Annotated in this window: 16 protein-coding genes and 2 tRNA genes; 11 read left to right on the top strand and 7 right to left on the bottom strand. The window is 58.4% G+C overall.

What is annotated here, in order from left to right; genetic code table 11:
* Together sdhC and FH061_RS29325 are read right to left on the bottom strand one after the other, a co-directional pair.
* Window positions 1-311 (bottom strand): succinate dehydrogenase, cytochrome b556 subunit (gene sdhC, locus FH061_RS29330; protein WP_151639094.1); only part of this gene is annotated, 311 nt, incomplete at its 3' end.
* Between the two features lie 157 nt (window positions 312-468).
* A complete protein-coding gene (locus tag FH061_RS29325) occupies window positions 469-1,260 on the bottom strand; it encodes a GntR family transcriptional regulator (RefSeq protein ID WP_151639375.1) in 792 nt (263 codons plus the stop codon).
* 299 nt (window positions 1,261-1,559) lie between these two features.
* Between FH061_RS29325 and FH061_RS29320 the strand changes: the two genes are divergently transcribed.
* The 5 genes from FH061_RS29320 (at window position 1,560) to FH061_RS29300 (ending at window position 7,473) form a co-directional block, all read left to right on the top strand.
* Window positions 1,560-2,549, top strand: a complete 990-nt coding sequence (locus FH061_RS29320; RefSeq protein WP_151639374.1) for a malate dehydrogenase — start codon at window positions 1,560-1,562, stop codon at window positions 2,547-2,549.
* A 124-nt stretch (window positions 2,550-2,673) separates the two neighbouring features.
* Window positions 2,674-3,645, top strand: a complete 972-nt coding sequence (locus FH061_RS29315) for an HpcH/HpaI aldolase/citrate lyase family protein (protein WP_151639373.1) — start codon at window positions 2,674-2,676, stop codon at window positions 3,643-3,645.
* A 58-nt stretch (window positions 3,646-3,703) separates the two neighbouring features.
* On the top strand, window positions 3,704-4,171 hold the full coding sequence (locus FH061_RS29310) for a hypothetical protein (RefSeq protein WP_151639372.1): 468 nt from the start codon (window positions 3,704-3,706) through the stop codon (window positions 4,169-4,171).
* A gap of 98 nt (window positions 4,172-4,269) precedes the next feature.
* The gene (gene acnA / locus FH061_RS29305; protein WP_151639371.1) at window positions 4,270-6,984 is read left to right on the top strand and encodes an aconitate hydratase AcnA; all 2,715 of its coding nucleotides are present in this window, start codon (window positions 4,270-4,272) and stop codon (window positions 6,982-6,984) included.
* A 264-nt stretch (window positions 6,985-7,248) separates the two neighbouring features.
* A complete protein-coding gene (locus FH061_RS29300; RefSeq protein WP_151639370.1) occupies window positions 7,249-7,473 on the top strand; it encodes a hypothetical protein in 225 nt (74 codons plus the stop codon).
* A gap of 123 nt (window positions 7,474-7,596) precedes the next feature.
* Here FH061_RS29300 and FH061_RS30810 read toward each other — a convergent pair whose 3' ends face one another.
* Window positions 7,597-7,755, bottom strand: coding sequence for a hypothetical protein (locus tag FH061_RS30810; protein WP_192805324.1), 159 nt, complete (start codon window positions 7,753-7,755; stop codon window positions 7,597-7,599).
* On the opposite strand from FH061_RS30810, the gene FH061_RS29295 reads away from it, so the two are divergent.
* Window positions 7,754-9,001, top strand: a complete 1,248-nt coding sequence (locus FH061_RS29295) for a DUF2863 family protein (RefSeq protein ID WP_151639369.1) — start codon at window positions 7,754-7,756, stop codon at window positions 8,999-9,001. The two genes, FH061_RS30810 and FH061_RS29295, sit on opposite strands and share 2 nt — an antisense overlap.
* A 539-nt stretch (window positions 9,002-9,540) precedes the next feature.
* Here FH061_RS29295 and FH061_RS29290 read toward each other — a convergent pair.
* The gene (locus tag FH061_RS29290; RefSeq protein WP_151639368.1) at window positions 9,541-10,005 is read right to left on the bottom strand and encodes a CYTH domain-containing protein; all 465 of its coding nucleotides are present in this window, start codon (window positions 10,003-10,005) and stop codon (window positions 9,541-9,543) included.
* A gap of 2 nt (window positions 10,006-10,007) precedes the next feature.
* Window positions 10,008-11,135, bottom strand: coding sequence for a M14 family metallopeptidase (locus FH061_RS29285; RefSeq protein WP_151639367.1), 1,128 nt, complete (start codon window positions 11,133-11,135; stop codon window positions 10,008-10,010).
* Between the two features lie 162 nt (window positions 11,136-11,297).
* Here FH061_RS29285 and FH061_RS29280 point away from each other — a divergent pair, with 162 nt between their 5' ends.
* The 5 genes from FH061_RS29280 to FH061_RS29260 all read left to right on the top strand — a co-directional run bounded on the left by FH061_RS29280 (window position 11,298) and on the right by FH061_RS29260 (window position 13,847).
* On the top strand, window positions 11,298-11,951 hold the full coding sequence (locus FH061_RS29280; RefSeq protein WP_151639366.1) for a tripartite tricarboxylate transporter substrate-binding protein: 654 nt from the start codon (window positions 11,298-11,300) through the stop codon (window positions 11,949-11,951).
* 74 nt (window positions 11,952-12,025) lie between these two features.
* Window positions 12,026-12,102 (top strand) — tRNA-Pro (locus tag FH061_RS29275).
* Between the two features lie 130 nt (window positions 12,103-12,232).
* Window positions 12,233-12,308, top strand: a tRNA-Phe gene (locus FH061_RS29270).
* A gap of 526 nt (window positions 12,309-12,834) precedes the next feature.
* Window positions 12,835-13,302, top strand: coding sequence for a hypothetical protein (locus FH061_RS29265; protein ID WP_151639365.1), 468 nt, complete (start codon window positions 12,835-12,837; stop codon window positions 13,300-13,302).
* Entirely contained in the window at window positions 13,299-13,847 is a 549-nt protein-coding gene (locus FH061_RS29260) for an ankyrin repeat domain-containing protein (protein ID WP_192805323.1), read from the top strand. The genes FH061_RS29265 and FH061_RS29260 overlap by 4 nt, the downstream gene beginning before the upstream one ends.
* Window positions 13,848-14,300: 453 nt before the next feature.
* On the opposite strand, the gene FH061_RS29255 is transcribed toward FH061_RS29260, so the two are convergent.
* Complete coding sequence (locus FH061_RS29255) at window positions 14,301-14,606, bottom strand: hypothetical protein (protein WP_151639363.1); 306 nt, start codon at window positions 14,604-14,606, stop codon at window positions 14,301-14,303.
* Between the two features lie 12 nt (window positions 14,607-14,618).
* On the bottom strand, window positions 14,619-16,703 hold a 2,085-nt coding region (tssI, locus tag FH061_RS29250; RefSeq protein ID WP_151639362.1), incomplete at its 5' end, for a type VI secretion system tip protein TssI/VgrG.

Genomic DNA, 16,703 nt, shown 5'->3' with positions numbered 1-16,703 from the left:
CCGATGTGGAAATCCATGCCGAGGTGGCGCAGGCCGGCGAAGAAATGGTGCAGGTAGGCCCAGACCAGGCCGAGGATGACGAGCTTGACGAACCAGCCGGAGGTGAAGCCCTTGAGGTATTCGAAGGAGATCTCGGAGGTGAGGCTTCTGTCGAGCAGGTACAGGATGAACGGCAGGAGCAGGAACAGGGCTGCGCCGCTGATGCGGTGCAGGATGGATAGATAGGCTGCCAGTGGCAACCGGTAGTGCGCAATGTCCGCAAAGGTCATGACGCCATACTTTTGCCGATTTTTCTTTACGGCTTCTGACATGAGAAGAACCTCCCTGAGCTTAAAAATCCCGTAATTTTCGCCGATTTTTGTGCGGCACACCAAACACAATCTTTACCTGCGACAATTTTTGGTGCGGCAAGCGACCGCGGTGCAAAACGCGTCCACCCGTCTTTCGCTTCCGGACACCCTTCCCGCATCAGCTCAAATCGTTCTGATAATGGTGCCGATCAGTCAGATACAAGCCCCGACGCACTTCCACCGGCTTGTCGCCGTAGGTGAAGGAAACGCGTTCGACACTGAGCAAAGGTGTATTTTGCGCGACATTGAGCAAGCTTGCAGTGGATTCGTCTGCGGCGACGGCACGGATGCGTTCACTGGCACGAATCATTCTCGTGCCGAACTCCGACTCGAACAACCCGTACATCGGCCCCTTGTATTCGACCAGGCGCTCGACGGTCAGACCCTTGAAGATCATTCCCGGCAGCCACAGTTCTTCCACAATGGTGGGCGCGCCGTCGAAGGACTGGACGCGCTTGATGAAAATGACGGAATCACCCGACTTGATATCCAGTTGCCGCGCCACTTCTGCGGGCGCGCGCAGTCTCTTGACTTCGAGGATCTTGTTGTCGGCATGGTGCGGTTCGCCGGCATCCGGCATCAACCGCAAAAAGCGGAATTGCGCACGCGCCTCATGATGCGTGGCAACGAAGGTTCCCTTTCCCTGCCGGCGAACCACGAGGTTCTCCGAGGCCAGCTCGTCAATCGCCTTGCGCACCGTACCCTGGCTCACCTTGAAGCGGTGGGCGAGTTCGACTTCGCTGGGAATGAGTTCGCCCGGCTTCCATTCACCGGACTGCAGGCTCTGCAGAATCAGCGCCTTGATCTGCTGATAAAGCGGACTGAAGGTGGGAGAAGTTCCGGAGGCGGTTGACCCGGCGCCTGACGTGGGCGCCCCGTTGACAGTCAGATTGGACGTGGCGGAACTCATAATGGGATTTCACCACAAAAGGTGCCTTGCAGTCTAGCAAAAAGTGCTATGACATCTGTCTTATATAAGACATAAGATGCGGATTGACAGACTGTAACGGTAAGCCTACACTCGCGAGCATTCCTTGCAAGACAAGTCCATAAGAAGATCACCGGCTGCGGCATGCGCAACATGCCTTGACCCAGGCCAAGGACGCCTTTGTCGTCTGACGTCGTCCGGCGGTATTGGTATTATTACAGGCTTGCAGAAATTCCTTATAACAGTTTCGCCCATTTTCATTCCCTCTTTGGAGATTCATCATGGCTAAAGCCCCAATGCGCGTTGCCGTCACCGGTGCCGCCGGTCAAATCGGCTATTCCCTGCTGTTCCGCATCGCCAACGGCGACATGCTCGGCAAGGACCAGCCGGTTATTCTGCAGCTGCTCGAAATCCCGGATGAAAAGGCCCAGAAGGCGCTCAAGGGCGTAATGATGGAAATCGACGACTGCGCATTCCCGCTGCTGGCCGGCATGACCGCGCACAGCGACCCGATGACCGCATTCAAGGATGCCGACGTCGCCCTGCTGGTCGGCGCCCGTCCGCGCGGCCCCGGCATGGAGCGCAAGGATCTGCTCGAAGCCAATGCGCAGATCTTCACCGTCCAGGGCAAGGCCCTCGACGCCGTCGCCTCCCGCAACGTCAAGGTGCTGGTGGTCGGCAATCCGGCCAACACCAATGCCTACATTGCAATGAAATCGGCACCGAGCCTGCCTGCAAAGAACTTCACCGCGATGCTGCGCCTCGACCACAACCGCGCGCTGTCGCAGCTGGCGGCCAAGGTCGGCAAGCCGATCACTTCGATCGAGAAGCTGTGCGTCTGGGGCAACCACTCCCCGACCATGTACGCCGACTTCACCAACGCCCTGGTCGACGGCCAGCCCGCCAAGGCACTGGTCAATGACGAAGCCTGGACCAAGGACGTGTACCTGCCGACAGTCGGCAAGCGCGGCGCCGCCATCATCGAGGCGCGCGGCCTGTCTTCCGCTGCTTCCGCTGCCAACGCCGCCATCGACCACGTGCGCGACTGGGTGCTCGGCACCAACGGCAAGTGGACCACGATGGGCATCCCGTCCGACGGCTCCTACGGCATCCCGGAAGGCACCATGTTCGGCTTCCCCGTCACGACTGAAAACGGCGAATACAAGATCGTCCAGGGCCTGCAGATCGACGCGTTCTCGCAAGAGCGCATCAACCTGACGCTGAAGGAACTGATGGAAGAGCGCGACGGCGTCAAGCATCTGGTTGGCTAAGCCTGACCTCATGTGCTGTTGAATGATGCATGCCGGGAACATCCCGGCATGTTCATTTATTGGCCCGTGCAACGCACTACCCTACGCTCCCCTATTGAAATCACCACTGATGGATACGCCAATCATGCATCCCTCCGAGGTCTTATTCCAGGGCACGCTCATGCCGCCCGGCATTCCAGTCTGCGACCACTATGCCGGTTCCGAAAAGCTCATGCGCAAGTCGCTTGCCCTGCAACAAGAGCTTGGTCCCATTTTTGACATCACCTTCGACTGCGAGGACGGCGCCAGCGCCGGCAATGAAGAAGCGCATGCGCGCCTGGTGGCGTCGCTGATTGCCGGCGAGGAGAACCGCTTCGAGCGCATCGGTGCGCGGGTTCATGATTTCAGCCATCCCTGCTTCGAGCAGGATGTCGAGATCATCTGCAGCGGTGCTGCGCAACGGCTTGCCTACCTGGTGCTGCCCAAGGTGAGCGGCGTGGCCGAAGTCAAGAAAGCCATCACCGTCATCAACCGCCATGCGAAAGCGGCCGGCCGCACCAACCTGCCGGTCCACGTGCTGATCGAAACCCACGGCGCACTGGCGGAAGTGCAGAAGATTGCGGCGCTGCCGCAAGTCCAGTGCCTGTCATTCGGCATCATGGATTTCGTGTCCGCCCACTATGGCGCCATTCCCGGCAACGCCATGCGTACGCCCGGCCAGTTCACCCATCCGCTGGTGGTGCGCGCCAAGCTGGAGATGTCCGCAGCCTGTCATGCCCACGGCAAGGTGCCCTCCCATAACGTCACGACCGAAATCAAGGATACCGCGGTCGTTGCCAATGATGCCACGCGTGCCGCCGGCGAGCTCGGTTTTACCCGCATGTGGAGCATTCATCCCGACCAGATCAAGCCCATCGTCAAGGCGCTGTCGCCGCGCGGATCGGAAGTCAATGAAGCCGTGAATATCCTGACCGAGGCCCAGGCGGCGCAGTGGGGACCGATAAAATACAACGGCAAGCTTCATGACAGGGCCAGTTACCGCTACTATTGGACTGTCCTGCAGCGGGCAAAGGCGAGCGGCATGCCGCTGCCCGAATCGGCAGGTAGTCTGTTGTAGCACGCGCGACCGCTTGACCGACTTCCCCAACCCGGCGCGCACCAAAGGGAATATTTTCATGAAAACCATATCTGCCATCATCCTTCTCGTTACCGGAGTCGCCTTCGGCCTGCCTGCTATCGCCGAAACGCCCGCACAGGGCCAGACGACAAAGAAGGAGAAGGCGCCCGCCAAAAAACCTGCCGCCAAGAAAGAGGCAGCAGCTGCTGCGGACGATGATGACAAGGAACCGGATGTCGCCGGCATGACTTCCACCGCATTCGATTGCGAACTCGGCAACAAGCTGACCATATACCAGTTGGCGGACCAGGACCAGATCGCCCTGCGCTGGAACAAGAAGCTGCATCACATGACCCGGGTGACCACCTCCACGGGAGCGAACCGCTTCGAAAATACCAAGAAAGGCCTGGTATGGATCGGCATCCCCGCAAAGGGCATGCTGCTTGACTCCAAGAAGGGGCAGCAGCTCGCCAACGAATGCAAGAGCCCGGAGCAGATCCAGGCGAAGACCGCCGAAAAAGGCTGATCTTCCGCATCCGGTTTGACCGGCCCATGGGCATGCGAGTCGGGTATGCGTTAAAGTTGCAAGGTTTAGTTCAGTTCTAATAATTTTAAGGAGAGGTTATGTCTCGCAATACTCTGAACACGCTCAAGGAATTCAAGCTCTCGGGTTCCAGGAAAGGCAAACTTTACTCGCTGCCCGCACTTGGAGAGAACCTCGGCGTGGACGTCTCCCGCCTGCCCGTCTCGATCCGCATCGTGCTGGAATCGGTGCTGCGCAACTGCGACGGCAAGAAGGTGACGGAAGAGCATGTGCGCCAGCTTGCCAACTGGAGCCCGAGGGGCGCCCGCGTCGACGAGATTCCCTTCGTCGTGGCCCGCGTCATCCTGCAGGACTTCACCGGCGTCCCCCTCCTCGCCGATCTGGCCGCCATGCGCGGCGTCGCTTCCAAGATGGGCAAGAAGCCCAAGAACATTGAACCGCTCGTCCCGGTCGACCTGGTGGTCGACCACTCGGTACAGGTCGACCATGCCCGCGTCAAGAATGCGCTCGACCTCAACATGAAACTGGAATTCCAGCGCAACAACGAGCGCTACCAGTTCATGAAGTGGGGCATGCAGGCCTTCGACACCTTCGGCGTCGTCCCGCCGGGCTTCGGCATCGTGCACCAGGTGAACCTCGAATACCTGGCGCGCGGCGTGCACAAGAAACAGGACATTTACTATCCCGACACCCTGGTCGGCACCGATTCCCATACCACCATGATCAACGGCATCGGCGTGGTCGGCTGGGGTGTGGGCGGCATCGAAGCCGAAGCCGGCATGCTCGGCCAGCCGGTCTACTTCCTGACGCCGGACGTGGTCGGCGTCAACCTGACCGGCCAGCTGCGCGAAGGCGTTACCGGCACCGACCTGGTATTGACCATCACCGAACTGCTGCGCAAGGAAAAGGTCGTCGGCAAGTTCGTCGAATTCTTCGGTGAAGGCGTTGCTTCGCTGTCAACCACGGACCGCGCCACCATCGGCAACATGGCGCCGGAATACGGCGCCACCATGGGCTTCTTCCCGGTCGATGAAGCCACCCTCGAATACTTCCAGGGCACCGGCCGCAGCAAGGCGGAAATCGATGCCTTCGAGAGCTACTTCCGCGCCCAGGGCATGTTCGGCACGCCGCGCGAAGGCGACATCGATTACTCCAGCGTGGTGACCCTCGACCTCGGCACCGTCGCGCCCTCGCTGGCCGGCCCGAAGCGCCCGCAGGACCGCATTGAAATCGGCAATGTCAAATCCAACTTCACCGAACTGTTTTCCAAGCCGGTCGCCGAGAACGGCTTCAACAAGAAGCCGGAAGACCTCGAGGCGGGCTACGAGACCAAGGACGGCGTTGCGCTGCGCAACGGCGATATCCTGATCGCCGCCATCACCTCCTGCACCAACACCTCCAACCCGAACGTAATGCTGGCCGCCGGCCTGCTCGCAAAGAAGGCGGTGGAAGCCGGACTGACGGTCGCCCCGCATATCAAGACATCGCTGTCGCCCGGCTCGCGCATCGTCACCGATTACCTGGAAGCGGCCGGCCTGCTGCCCTACCTGGAAAAGCTGGGCTTCGTGGTCACTTCCTACGGCTGCTCCACCTGTATCGGCAATTCCGGCGACCTGACGGCGGAACTGAACGAAGCCATCGTCGAGAACGACGTCGTTGCCGCCGCGGTACTGTCCGGCAACCGCAACTTCGAGGCGCGCATCCATCCGAACATCCGCGCCAACTTCCTCGCCTCGCCGCCGCTGGTGGTCGCCTACGCGATCGCCGGCACGGTGCTCAAGGATCTGATGACCGAACCGCTCGGCAAGGGCAAGGGCGGGCGCGACGTCTTCATCGGCGACATCTGGCCCAACTCGCAGGAAGTCAACCAGCTGGTCGCCAAGTTCGCGATGAACCCGAACAAGTACAAGAACAACTACTCCGATGTGCAGGCCGCTCCCGGCAAGCTGTGGCAGCAGATCAAGGGCATCGCCCAGGGCGATGTCTACAACTGGCCAAAGTCCACCTATATCGCCGAGCCGCCCTTCTTCAGCGATTTCGACATGCAGCCGAAGGCGGCCGCCGCCGGCATTTCCGGCGCACGTGCCCTCGGCGTGTTCGGCGACTCGATCACCACCGACCATATCTCCCCGGCGGGCTCCATCAAGGAATCCAGCCCGGCAGGCAAGTGGCTGATTGAAAACGGGGTGCTGAAGGCGGACTTCAATTCCTATGGCTCGCGGCGCGGCAACCATGAAGTGATGATGCGCGGCACTTTCGCCAACGTGCGGATCAAGAACCTGATGATCCCGCCGAAGGAAGACGGCTCCCGCATCGAAGGCGGCCTCACCATCCACCAGCCGAGCGGCGAACAGCTGTCGATCTACGACGCGGCGATGAAGTACATCGACGAAGGCGTGCCGACCATGATCTTCGCCGGCGAGGAATACGGCACCGGCTCCTCCCGCGACTGGGCCGCAAAAGGCACGCAGTTGCTGGGCGTCAAGGCCGTGGTCGCGCGTTCCTTCGAGCGCATCCACCGCTCCAACCTGGTCGGCATGGGCGTGCTGCCGCTGCAGTTCATCGGCGACGACAGCGTGCAGACGCTGAACATCACCGGCAACGAAACCTTCGACCTGCAAGGCCTGGAGGGCGACCTCAAGCCGCAGCAGAACGCCACGCTGGTCATCACCCGCGCGGACGGCAGCAAGCAGGAAGTCCAGCTGCTGCTGCGTATCGATACGCCGATTGAAGTTGATTACTACAAGCACGGCGGCATCCTGCCATTCGTGCTGCGTCAGCTGCTCGCAGCCTGATCGTTCATTCCGGCATCCGGCGGGCCGCTTATGCAGCCCGCCGGACATGCGGCCCGCCGGCTTCCTTTCTTCTTGCGTAACCCTGCCCGCTCTGCAATCTTCGCTGGGAAAGGCAGTGCGTCCGCGTGCTTTGATAATGCGCATCGTGCAAGGCAGATGTAAGCATGCGACGTTATGCTTGCGCCAAGATAGATCCATACCGGCGCCGGATACGTCCGGCCATCATTCCGATTCAAAGATTGACAACCTGAAGGAGACTTTTCCATGTGGAAGATATTTGTTGCATTCATCGCTTTCGCCCTGCTTGCCCTGTTCGTCATCATGAAAGGCGGCGACAAGGTCGACATGCAGGGTGAGGCCGCCGGCCACAACCCGACCGAAGCACACGGCTCCGCGTCGACACCGGCAACGCCCGCTGCGCCAGCCGCTCCGGCAACTCCGGCTGCTCCCGGCGCCCCCGCCGATACCACTCCGGCTCCGACCAAATAAGCCAGCCCGGCTGCTTTACTTTCGCCTTCAAGAAAGCCGCATGCTTGTGCATGCGGCTTTTTGCTTTTTTCGGCCTATACTGCATGCATTGCCGGCGTGCCCTGGACCTGCGTGCTTGCGTAATCAAGAGCCGCGCACGACGGCAACATTGGCATCATGCAATGAGAACTGTCTTCCCTGGAACGACAAGCCTTTGATCCCTTTCCTCCCATCCCTCCTGTTTTGATGGCAAGCTGTTGAATCAACTACAATAATGTTCCCTTTTTGAATCAGGTTAACCATGCGCCGTATCTCCAAGAGTTCCCTCAACAGGCTATCGTCGGACAGTCAGCGTCTGGTCTCGCTTGCACAAGGAATGTCGCAGGCAGCCAGCAGAATGGAAGAACGCATCTGGGAGCAGACACTTGACGCTTCGCTCCACAAGGCGCTCAAGGGATCGCACCAGGACAGCATCGAAGCCGCGCTGGAGCATTTGTTCAAGGCGGACCTTCCGGCCTACGATGCCTTGATGGAATCAGTCGAAGCCTGCAGCGAATCCTGCGTCGTCGAACACGACGGCGTGACCTACCAGGCATTGCTGATCGCCATTCCCATCCTGGCCTGGACACGGTTCACCATCGCTTCCGGCCCGATCAGCGAAGACATGCGCAACACCCTGTGCGCCCACGTTCATGGACATCTGCTGGCGCCGGAAACGCGACTGTCCATGGCGCCGACCCTGTTTTCCATTGACCAGCTGCCGCGCACCCACACCGAGACTTACAGCCTCACGCAACGCATGGCACAGGCCGCGATCAAGGGAACCGCCGTCCGCACCCAAGGCAACGCACCGGAGACTGCTCCTTTCCTGGCCGATACCCGTTATCTGCTGGCCGCTGTTGCGGCGCCGGCAGGCGCGCCGCTGTTTGCGTGGCAAGCCAGCCTGCATCCGAACGAGCGCGACCGCGCGCTGGAACACTGGCGCAAGCAGGCCACGCCGAACATCTCGTCGCTGTTGCCGGGATGCGGCGTTGAACTGCTGATGCCGGAAGCCTATTACGTCGCCTGCCGCGAAGCCGACCGCCAGATACGTCCCGCATCGATCCGCGCAGCCGTGCATTACCTCACCTTCACGCTCGGCGTCGAGCCCAGCGGCCTGCGCGCCATCATCGGCAGTTTCAGCGAAGAACCGGGTGAAGAAGGCGTCGATGAATACCGTATCGCCTTCACGCTGCGCCAGAATCCGGAAGTCATCTATGGCATCGTCTGGCCGCTGTACGGCGCCGAAGATGAAGACATCACGGCCGTGACCAGCTTCGAATCGCTGACCACGCCCGAGCTGCTCGATACCGACGTCCGCACCCCGCTGGAACAGATCATCGCCCTCCTGCGCGCCTGCGGCATCACGCACATCAAGCGGCACAATGAACAGTTCCCGACGGAGTTCTGCGATGACTGCGGCGCGCCGCTGTATCCGGATGCAGAGGCGGAACTGGTGCATGCGGAGATGCCGGAAGATGCGCCTGCCGGCGCGGGGCATTTTCATTGAGTGCGGAATGGCCGACTGCCGGGATTGGTTCGCGCTGCGGCGCGCAGTAATTGGACGCAGATCTTGAATGCGGATCAAATAACCCGGCGGCGCATGCCTCCGACATTCCATCCCCTTCAAGGGGACGTGGCAAGGGTTTAACAACGCTCTGCGTTGCGCCTGCCGTAGTCGGAGCCGCCTGCAAGCGACGGGGTGGACGGCTCAAGGTCGGGATGGATTAGAACAAGGCAACCATCATCGCCAACCTCAAGTTGCCACTGCACCTCGCTGACATCCTGCGCATGAAACGAGGCACAAGGAGTCGCGCCATAGTTAGAAGCCGCTCTACTTTCACGATTCAGCCAAGATAAAAATAACCTGGTAGTGCAGGCCTCCGTGCCTGCACGTTCTCCGCATCTTGCTCTTGCCCCAAACTCTCCGGACAAGCCGCTCGAGAGCACACACGCAGGCCTGCACTACTTTCCAAAACGGATTGCTCAAGCTACAGCGCTCCGATGCGTAACCAAGGCATGGCGCAGCACGAAGAATATCGCCTCCAACTACCATCGCGAGTACGGATGCCGCAGCAGGTTGGAGTTGTAATACCGCGCCTCATGCGTCACTTCCTCCCCCGCCCAATCCGGCTTCGCAAACACCTGCGCTTCCGACTCCAGCTCAATCTCCGCGACAACCAGCCCCGCGTTCTCGCCCAGGAATTCATCGACCTCCCAGGTCATGCCTTCATGCACGATGCGATACCGATACTTCTCGATGATGGGCCGCTCGCAAAGCTGATCGAGAAACACCCGCGCATCCTCCATCGGCAACGGATACTCCCACTCCCCGCGGGTTGCGCCAACCGCCCTGCCCTTGATGGTCATTACCGCCCTGTCACCCTCGATCCGCACCCGCACGATGCGCTCGGCTTGCGACGACAGATACCCCTGCCGCAACAGCACACCCTCGCCCAGCGATTTCCATTCCTCGCCGCGCACCAGGAATTTGCGTTCGATTTCCACGCCCATCGTTATGTCCTTTCCAGTGCATCGAGCATCGGCTGCAGCACAGCCGCTCCGAGCCGGGCACTGCGTGCGCCGTTCCATCCCACCGCCGGATCAGGCAGATCTGCATTGTCCTTGAAGGGCATCTCCAATGTCAGCGAAATGCACTTGAAAGTATGGCCGACATACTTCGACGCCAGCTGCAGCATCTCTTCCCGGTACTTGCTGGCCTCATAGCCATGCACCGTCTGGAAATCGCGACTGGAACGCACAAAGCTGTCGATGAAGGCTTGCTGTTCCGCCTGCTGCATTTCCGTGAAGCCCTCCAACATCTCGCAACCGGCCACGAACACGTAAGGCAGCGTTTCGTCCCCGTGTACATCGAGGAACAGGTCGCAGCCGACCTCATGCATCATGCCGCGCACAGCAAGCACTTCCGGGCTGCGCTCCATCGAAGGCTGCATCCATTCGCGATTCAGATTGGCGCCGGCCGCATTGGTGCGCAGGTTGCCGCGCACCGAACCGTCAGGGTTCATGTTCGGCACCACGTAAAACACCGCCTTCTGCAGCAGACGCCTTGCATGCGGATTGTGCCGATCGAGCAATGCCTCCAGCATGCCTTCGACAAACCATTCCGCCATGGTCTCGCCCGGATGCTGGCGCGCGATTACCCAGATCTTCTTGTCCGCATCGGGATTGCCGATCACCGCGACATTCATGTCGCGTCCGTCGACAGTGTTGCCGATATCCAGCACGCGGCCTTCCGGCGAAGCCTCCACCCTGCCGAGCAGCTGCAAATGCCGCTCCCATGAGTAAGGCTCGAAGTAGGCGTAATAGACGCTGTCGCGCTCCGGCGTGTGCGAAATCGTCAGCACTGCGCCGTCATAGCTGGTGGGTACGCGAAACCAGTTTTCCCGGTCGTAGCTGGCCACCGCCTGGTATTTGTTCCAGCCGCCGGGAAAGGCGGCCTGCGAGGCATTCATCAGCCGCATGGCGCAGGCCTGGCCGCGCGCGCCCTGCAAGCGGAAATAAAACCATTGCAGCACATCCGCATGGGAATCCTTGCGCAGGTTGAGCTCAATGGCATCGGGCTGCTCGGCGCGAATCACTTCAATCGCGCCGGCATCGAATTGAAGGCTAATCTTGATCGGCATGCTGTTCTTGTCCGGAAGAGGTCTGGAAACGGTTGGAGTTTGAAGCCTGAATTTTAGGGCCGGGGTAGCGGAGTGCATGGCAGGCTATGCGGCACACCATGCTGCGAAGAAGCAGACCCCGATGCTATCCTACGGTTCCGATTCTATTCCACAAACCCGATCATGATCTTCCGCAAGCTCATTCTTGCTCCCCTGCTGCTGGCGGCCGCATCCGCCGCGATGGCTGAAACCTGGCCAAGCAAGCCTATCCGCTTCGTCGTTGCCGCGCCCGGCGGCTCCTCGCTGGATATCATTGCCCGCACCATCAGCGACAAGCTCGGCAACGGCTCCTCGTCGCACCTGACGATGGAACTGTTCAAGACCATGACTAGCAGCTTCATTGTTCACATCCCCTACAACGGCGCGCCTCCGGCTGCGTTGTCCCTGCTATCCGGCGAAACCCAGATCCTGTTTTCCGTGCCGTCGGTGATCATGCCCCAAATCAAGACCGGCAAAATCAAGGCACTCGCCGTCACCAGCCCCATCCGCTTCTCTCTCCTGCCAGACCTGCCCACCGTGGCCGAGGCCGGCCTGCCCGGTTTCGAATCCATTACCTGGAATGGCGTTCTCGTTCCCAGGGGTACTCCGGCGGACATCGTGCAGCGCCTCAATACGGACATCGACGCCATCCTGAAGCAGGCGGACGTGAAGGCGAGGTTCAACAATGCCGGGCTGGATACTGCAGGCGGAACGCCTGACGCTTTCCGGACACTGATTGCTGCGGAGGCTAAAAAGTGGGAGCCGATCATTCGGCGTACCGGGGCGAAAATCGACTGAATACACAGCATTGTGATTTCCTGCACGGATGCGTGGCGGAAATCACAATGCCTCTGCTATAATGCGGGCTTCGTCGGGGCGTAGCGCAGCCTGGTAGCGTACTTGCATGGGGTGCAAGGGGTCGGAGGTTCGAATCCTCTCGCCCCGACCAATAGAATCAAAGACTTACGGAAAGCCGCCTTGTGCGGCTTTTTTGTTGATGCGCACTTGATAAGAATTTTGATAAGAAAACCTTTGGCGTTAAACTTTATGCACTTGGTGTGATAGGTGCATATAAACTTGGCCTGGTAGCTCAGTCGGTAGAGCAGAGGATTGAAAATCCTTGTGTCGGTGGTTCGATTCCGCCCCGGGCCACCAAGATTCAAGGGCTTGGCTTCGGCCAAGCCCTTTTGCATTTATTAACGCAGATATTGGTCATGGAGCCCCTCAGGCTCTTCTGAGGTTGGCATCTAAAAAATCTTTACTCCAACTCCATCTCGGGCTTACTTCCACCCTACCTCATCAAAAAACCGAAAAATTGTCCACGTTGCCGCCGCAATACTTTCGAAAAGTAAGCCGGCTTGAAGGTGGAATTTTCTCCAATAAGGAATGAGAAGGTCTTTACATGAAGAAGTCGCGCTGTCGGAAAGCCCGATCATTGCCATCTTCAACCAGATACAAGTCAACACTGTGGTTTCACAACTGTGCAGGGAGAATGCAATAAGTCAGGCATTTTCCAACAAGTGGCGCAATCGATTCCGCGGCATGGACGCAGCTCAAGATTGATCACTTCCTATCGGACACAACACCAATCCAATATCTCATTGACAATAAGTTAATAACCTACCAACAATATTGCCATCTCTAACTCCTCACCCACAAGCTTTGGAAGGAAGGTATTTACATGGGCAGTATTTTGATCAGCTTTCCAGACTTTCAGAACAATGAGCTTGTTCACGACGAAAACGAAACACGACAGATCCTCAAGTTCTTCTGGCCCTATCGCTCTGAAGAAATTAGCAACTTAAGTATCAATAACGATACTCGGCGCTTAGCCCAATCCGCATTAGTTGCGGCGATAGAGGGATCCTACGCGATGGGATTCGTCCAAATACTTGGCGAGACGATCGTACGACCCGGGTCCGGTGTGAAACCGTTGGCAAGGAAACTCGCACAGAAATTCGTTGAACATTGGTGGAAACATACCAAACAACGCGATCTGGAAGACGTTAAAGCTTATGAATCCGTACGCAACAGCATCGCTCAAAACCTGAAACCTCGTTTCGAGCTTGTAGTCCATGGCCTTGCTTTCAAGAGACGGAATGTGCCTTTCTATACAGCCAATTCAAGGGTCGAAATGGTATGGGCATGAATCGCGAAACGATCAGGTCATTGCTGCTATGGCTTTTGGTTGCCTCTGCTGTTTCTCTAGTGGTCCTGTATACGGCATTTGTTTATTCGTCGATGCGCGCCGGTCCTGCACACCTGATTTCCTGCATGGAAGTTAATGTTCGCATGAGTGCTTGGACGTGCGAGCAGGTGCTTCGGCACGCTACTTTCTCCAAAGAGCATCTGGCTGAGTTGAATCGATCGGCCGGCGCGCGATTCCCGATTTCGATGGGCGACACTAGAAAGGCAGAGGAAATACTTGCCCTCTTCTTGGACAAGGGCGTGGATATCAATGCGCCCGACGAGCGACTGAATGGTTGGACTGCATTGCATGGTGCCGCCATTTCCCGCGAGCCTAAAGAAGTCGCGTTGCTACTCAAGTATGGTGCAAAAGTGGATGTTCGTGACACCCATGGGAGAACGCCACTGGAGCTTGCACGGCTAGTGCAGACGAAGCGTCAGGATGACTCTCAGCTCGCTGAAACCATCCGGCTGCTTGAAACGGCGCAAAACAAGCCGAGGTCTTGATTGTTTGCTTGCCCTCGTCTTTTGATTGCACGGTCTCCATGAGAACGGAAGCAACAAAATAGACGCCTGGTGCCGGGGCTTTAATGAAGTTCATCTACATAATGTGCTGGATGTGGAAAACGTCATCGGAATGTGACGGCAAAGCACGGGCTTGCAGCAAATCCGTCTTACCTCAGCACAGGATTTTTATGTAGGCGTCGTCCTAATTCGGGTGCAGGGTCATCCTTCCTTGAGGCAGCGACGATCTCCCCTACAGCGAACCGTTTCTTCTTCATGGAGAATCTCTTTCCATAAAGGCCAATTTCGCTGAAAACCAACTTTGCGGTGGCTACACTTTTGCTGGAGCGAACGATACTTCCGTTGCCGATCTTACAACGGCATTAATTCTTGGTAAGGATCATTACATTTCAGCCAATCCAATTGAGGCTGCGTTGAGCACGCTGCCTTCTCTCTTTAGCTACAAGTGCGTTCATACTCTTTTAAATAGATTTCACGGAAATCAGCTAGTAGTTTAGCTGCCTCTAGAGTTGTCGAGACTTGGTATCCACTCTTATTTATGCAATCCATCACGGATTTGTCTCCTGCTTTAGCAGCGAGGATACCCTCGTTTAGCATGGTAAGGCACTCATCATGGTAGTCTACATCCAACACGCTAACACTTACCATCAGCTCTGCAGCCTCTTCAAGCGTTTGTTGGTTGACGCTTCCGCCAAACAAGTCCGCAAGGCCAGTTTTCCAATTGAAGTTTTCTGTTTTCATGGATTCTCTTCTTTAGAATGGGTGAGCGGTATGGATCAGATAACCGCCTTTACCATCAGGCAGTAACACTAGATTAACATTTGGCATTGGTCTAGTAATAGGAACGATTGGCCCTCCAGGATTAACAATTTCAAAGCCTCTGCCTAAATTCCCCATTTGTGGATTGGCTTCGAAGGGTTTTGGAATGCCAGCACGTGGTTGCGATCCGATCCAAGCATCAATCTCGGCTTGTTTTTGCGCAAATGTCTTAGCAATCGCATCTTCCATTTGCGCTCGATCGTTAAACGCAGTGCGTAATCCCTTGCGGTTGTTCAAAGCAAGTTCGCCTGCAACACGATTGTAAAGATACTTGTCACTTACATCGGGACCATGTTTCGCGAGAGGATGAGTCGGATTGCTCAATTGGCCGTCAGCTTTCAGAACTTGTTTGCCTTCAGTGGCCTTTAACCCTCCGGCTTGTGAAAGGCGAGAGGTTGCCATTTCGGCATTTCCTGCTTCCACAAGGCTTACCTCTTTCCCGGCCAATACTTTTCCGGCTGCCCTAGGTGCTTTTCCTAACGTCCCCATCGGCAAGAAGCCAGCTGTCGCCATGGCGATGTCCGCCGGATTGCCACTATCAATGGCATCCCAAGCACTCCGTGCAATTTCCTTCGGATTGAACATCTCATTGGCAATCTGTCCGCCTGTACGGATATGCTTGCCTAGCGTCTTTGCCGTAGACGGATTCTCCATGACAGACGTCTCGCCACGCAACCCCTGCATTAACCCCATCATCCCCGATGCAGACTCCGACGGGACGAAGCCTGTAGCATGAACGGGAATTGGCGCAGCACTGCTTTGTGCTTGAGGTGCTCCATTCGTATTCAAATCAATCCGCTGCGCCCCGATCACATCCACATGCAGCCCCTGTATCGTGATCTTCCCGTTCGCCGCCATCTCGATCCGGCTTGCCCCCACCTCCAGCATAATCTTCGTCGCCACCTTCAGATGAATGAACTCCGTCTGCGACTCCAGCTCCACCCGCTTCTTCACCTTCGTCACCTGGAAGCCGTTCGTCACCGTATTCGTCTGGTGCGGACCGTTCACCACCGTGGCCTGCGTATGCTGCACCGTGGTCACCATGTCCTTCTGCGAGTGGATGTTGATCAGCTCCCGGCCCTTCCTGTCATGGATCACCATCTCGCAGAAGCCGCCTCCGCCAGGCGTCGAACGGCTCTTGAAGCCCATCACGTGCGCCGCGCCCGGCAATGCGTACGGCAGCGGCTGCGCGCTGTTGTACAGCCTGCCCGTGCACAGCGGCCGGTCCGGGTCGCCTTCGAGATAGTCGATGACGACTTCCTGGCCGATGCGCGGGATCGCCACCGTCCCCCAGCCGGCGCCGGCCCAGGGCTGCGAGACCCGGATCCAGCAGGAGCTGCGTTCATCGTGCCGGCCGTACCTGTCCCAGGGAAACTGCACCTTGATGCGCCCGTGCGGGTCGGTGTGGATTTCCTGCCCCTTGGGGCCGACCACCGTGGCCGTCTGCGGGCCCGGCATGCGCGGCTTCTTGTGCTGACGCCTGGGGCGGTAGGGAATCTTGCGGCGGATGCAGCTGAAGCTGTTGGCATATACCGGCGCATTGCCGCGGTCGGCATGGTTGTTCCGGGCGTCGATGCTCACCGATACCACCAGGAAGTCGGCGTCGCTGTCATCGTGGCCGTCGAACCAGTGGTGCTCGGTGAGCTGGAAGGTCCGGCCCGGGCTCAGGCTGCGGCAGTCCGAGGCGCCGCCGAACAGCTTGGCCTGCCATTCCAGCACTTCCATGCGCTGCCTGGCTTCGCGCGCGCCTTCGCCGGCGTTGCGGTACATGAAGGCGGGGTTGCCGTCGAACACTTCGAGTTGCGGCACGTCGCCCTGCCTGGCCAGCGTGGGCTGCTCGACATATTGTGGCGCCGACGGCGCCTTGAAGTCGAAGGTGTTGAGCGCCACGCGCGAGGATTGCAGGCTGCGCTGGGCGCTGAGCTGGGTGATGCCGCCGCGCCGGTGGGTGCGGTGGCCGCCGTTGAACTCGACCTTCGCATGATGCTGGTGCGGCGGGCAGAAGGCGGCGTTGCAGGA

It is taken from the genome of Noviherbaspirillum aerium (assembly GCF_008929045.1).
GTDB lineage: Bacteria > Pseudomonadota > Gammaproteobacteria > Burkholderiales > Burkholderiaceae_D > Noviherbaspirillum > Noviherbaspirillum aerium.
This window is presented reverse-complemented; position numbering and strand designations above follow the sequence as displayed.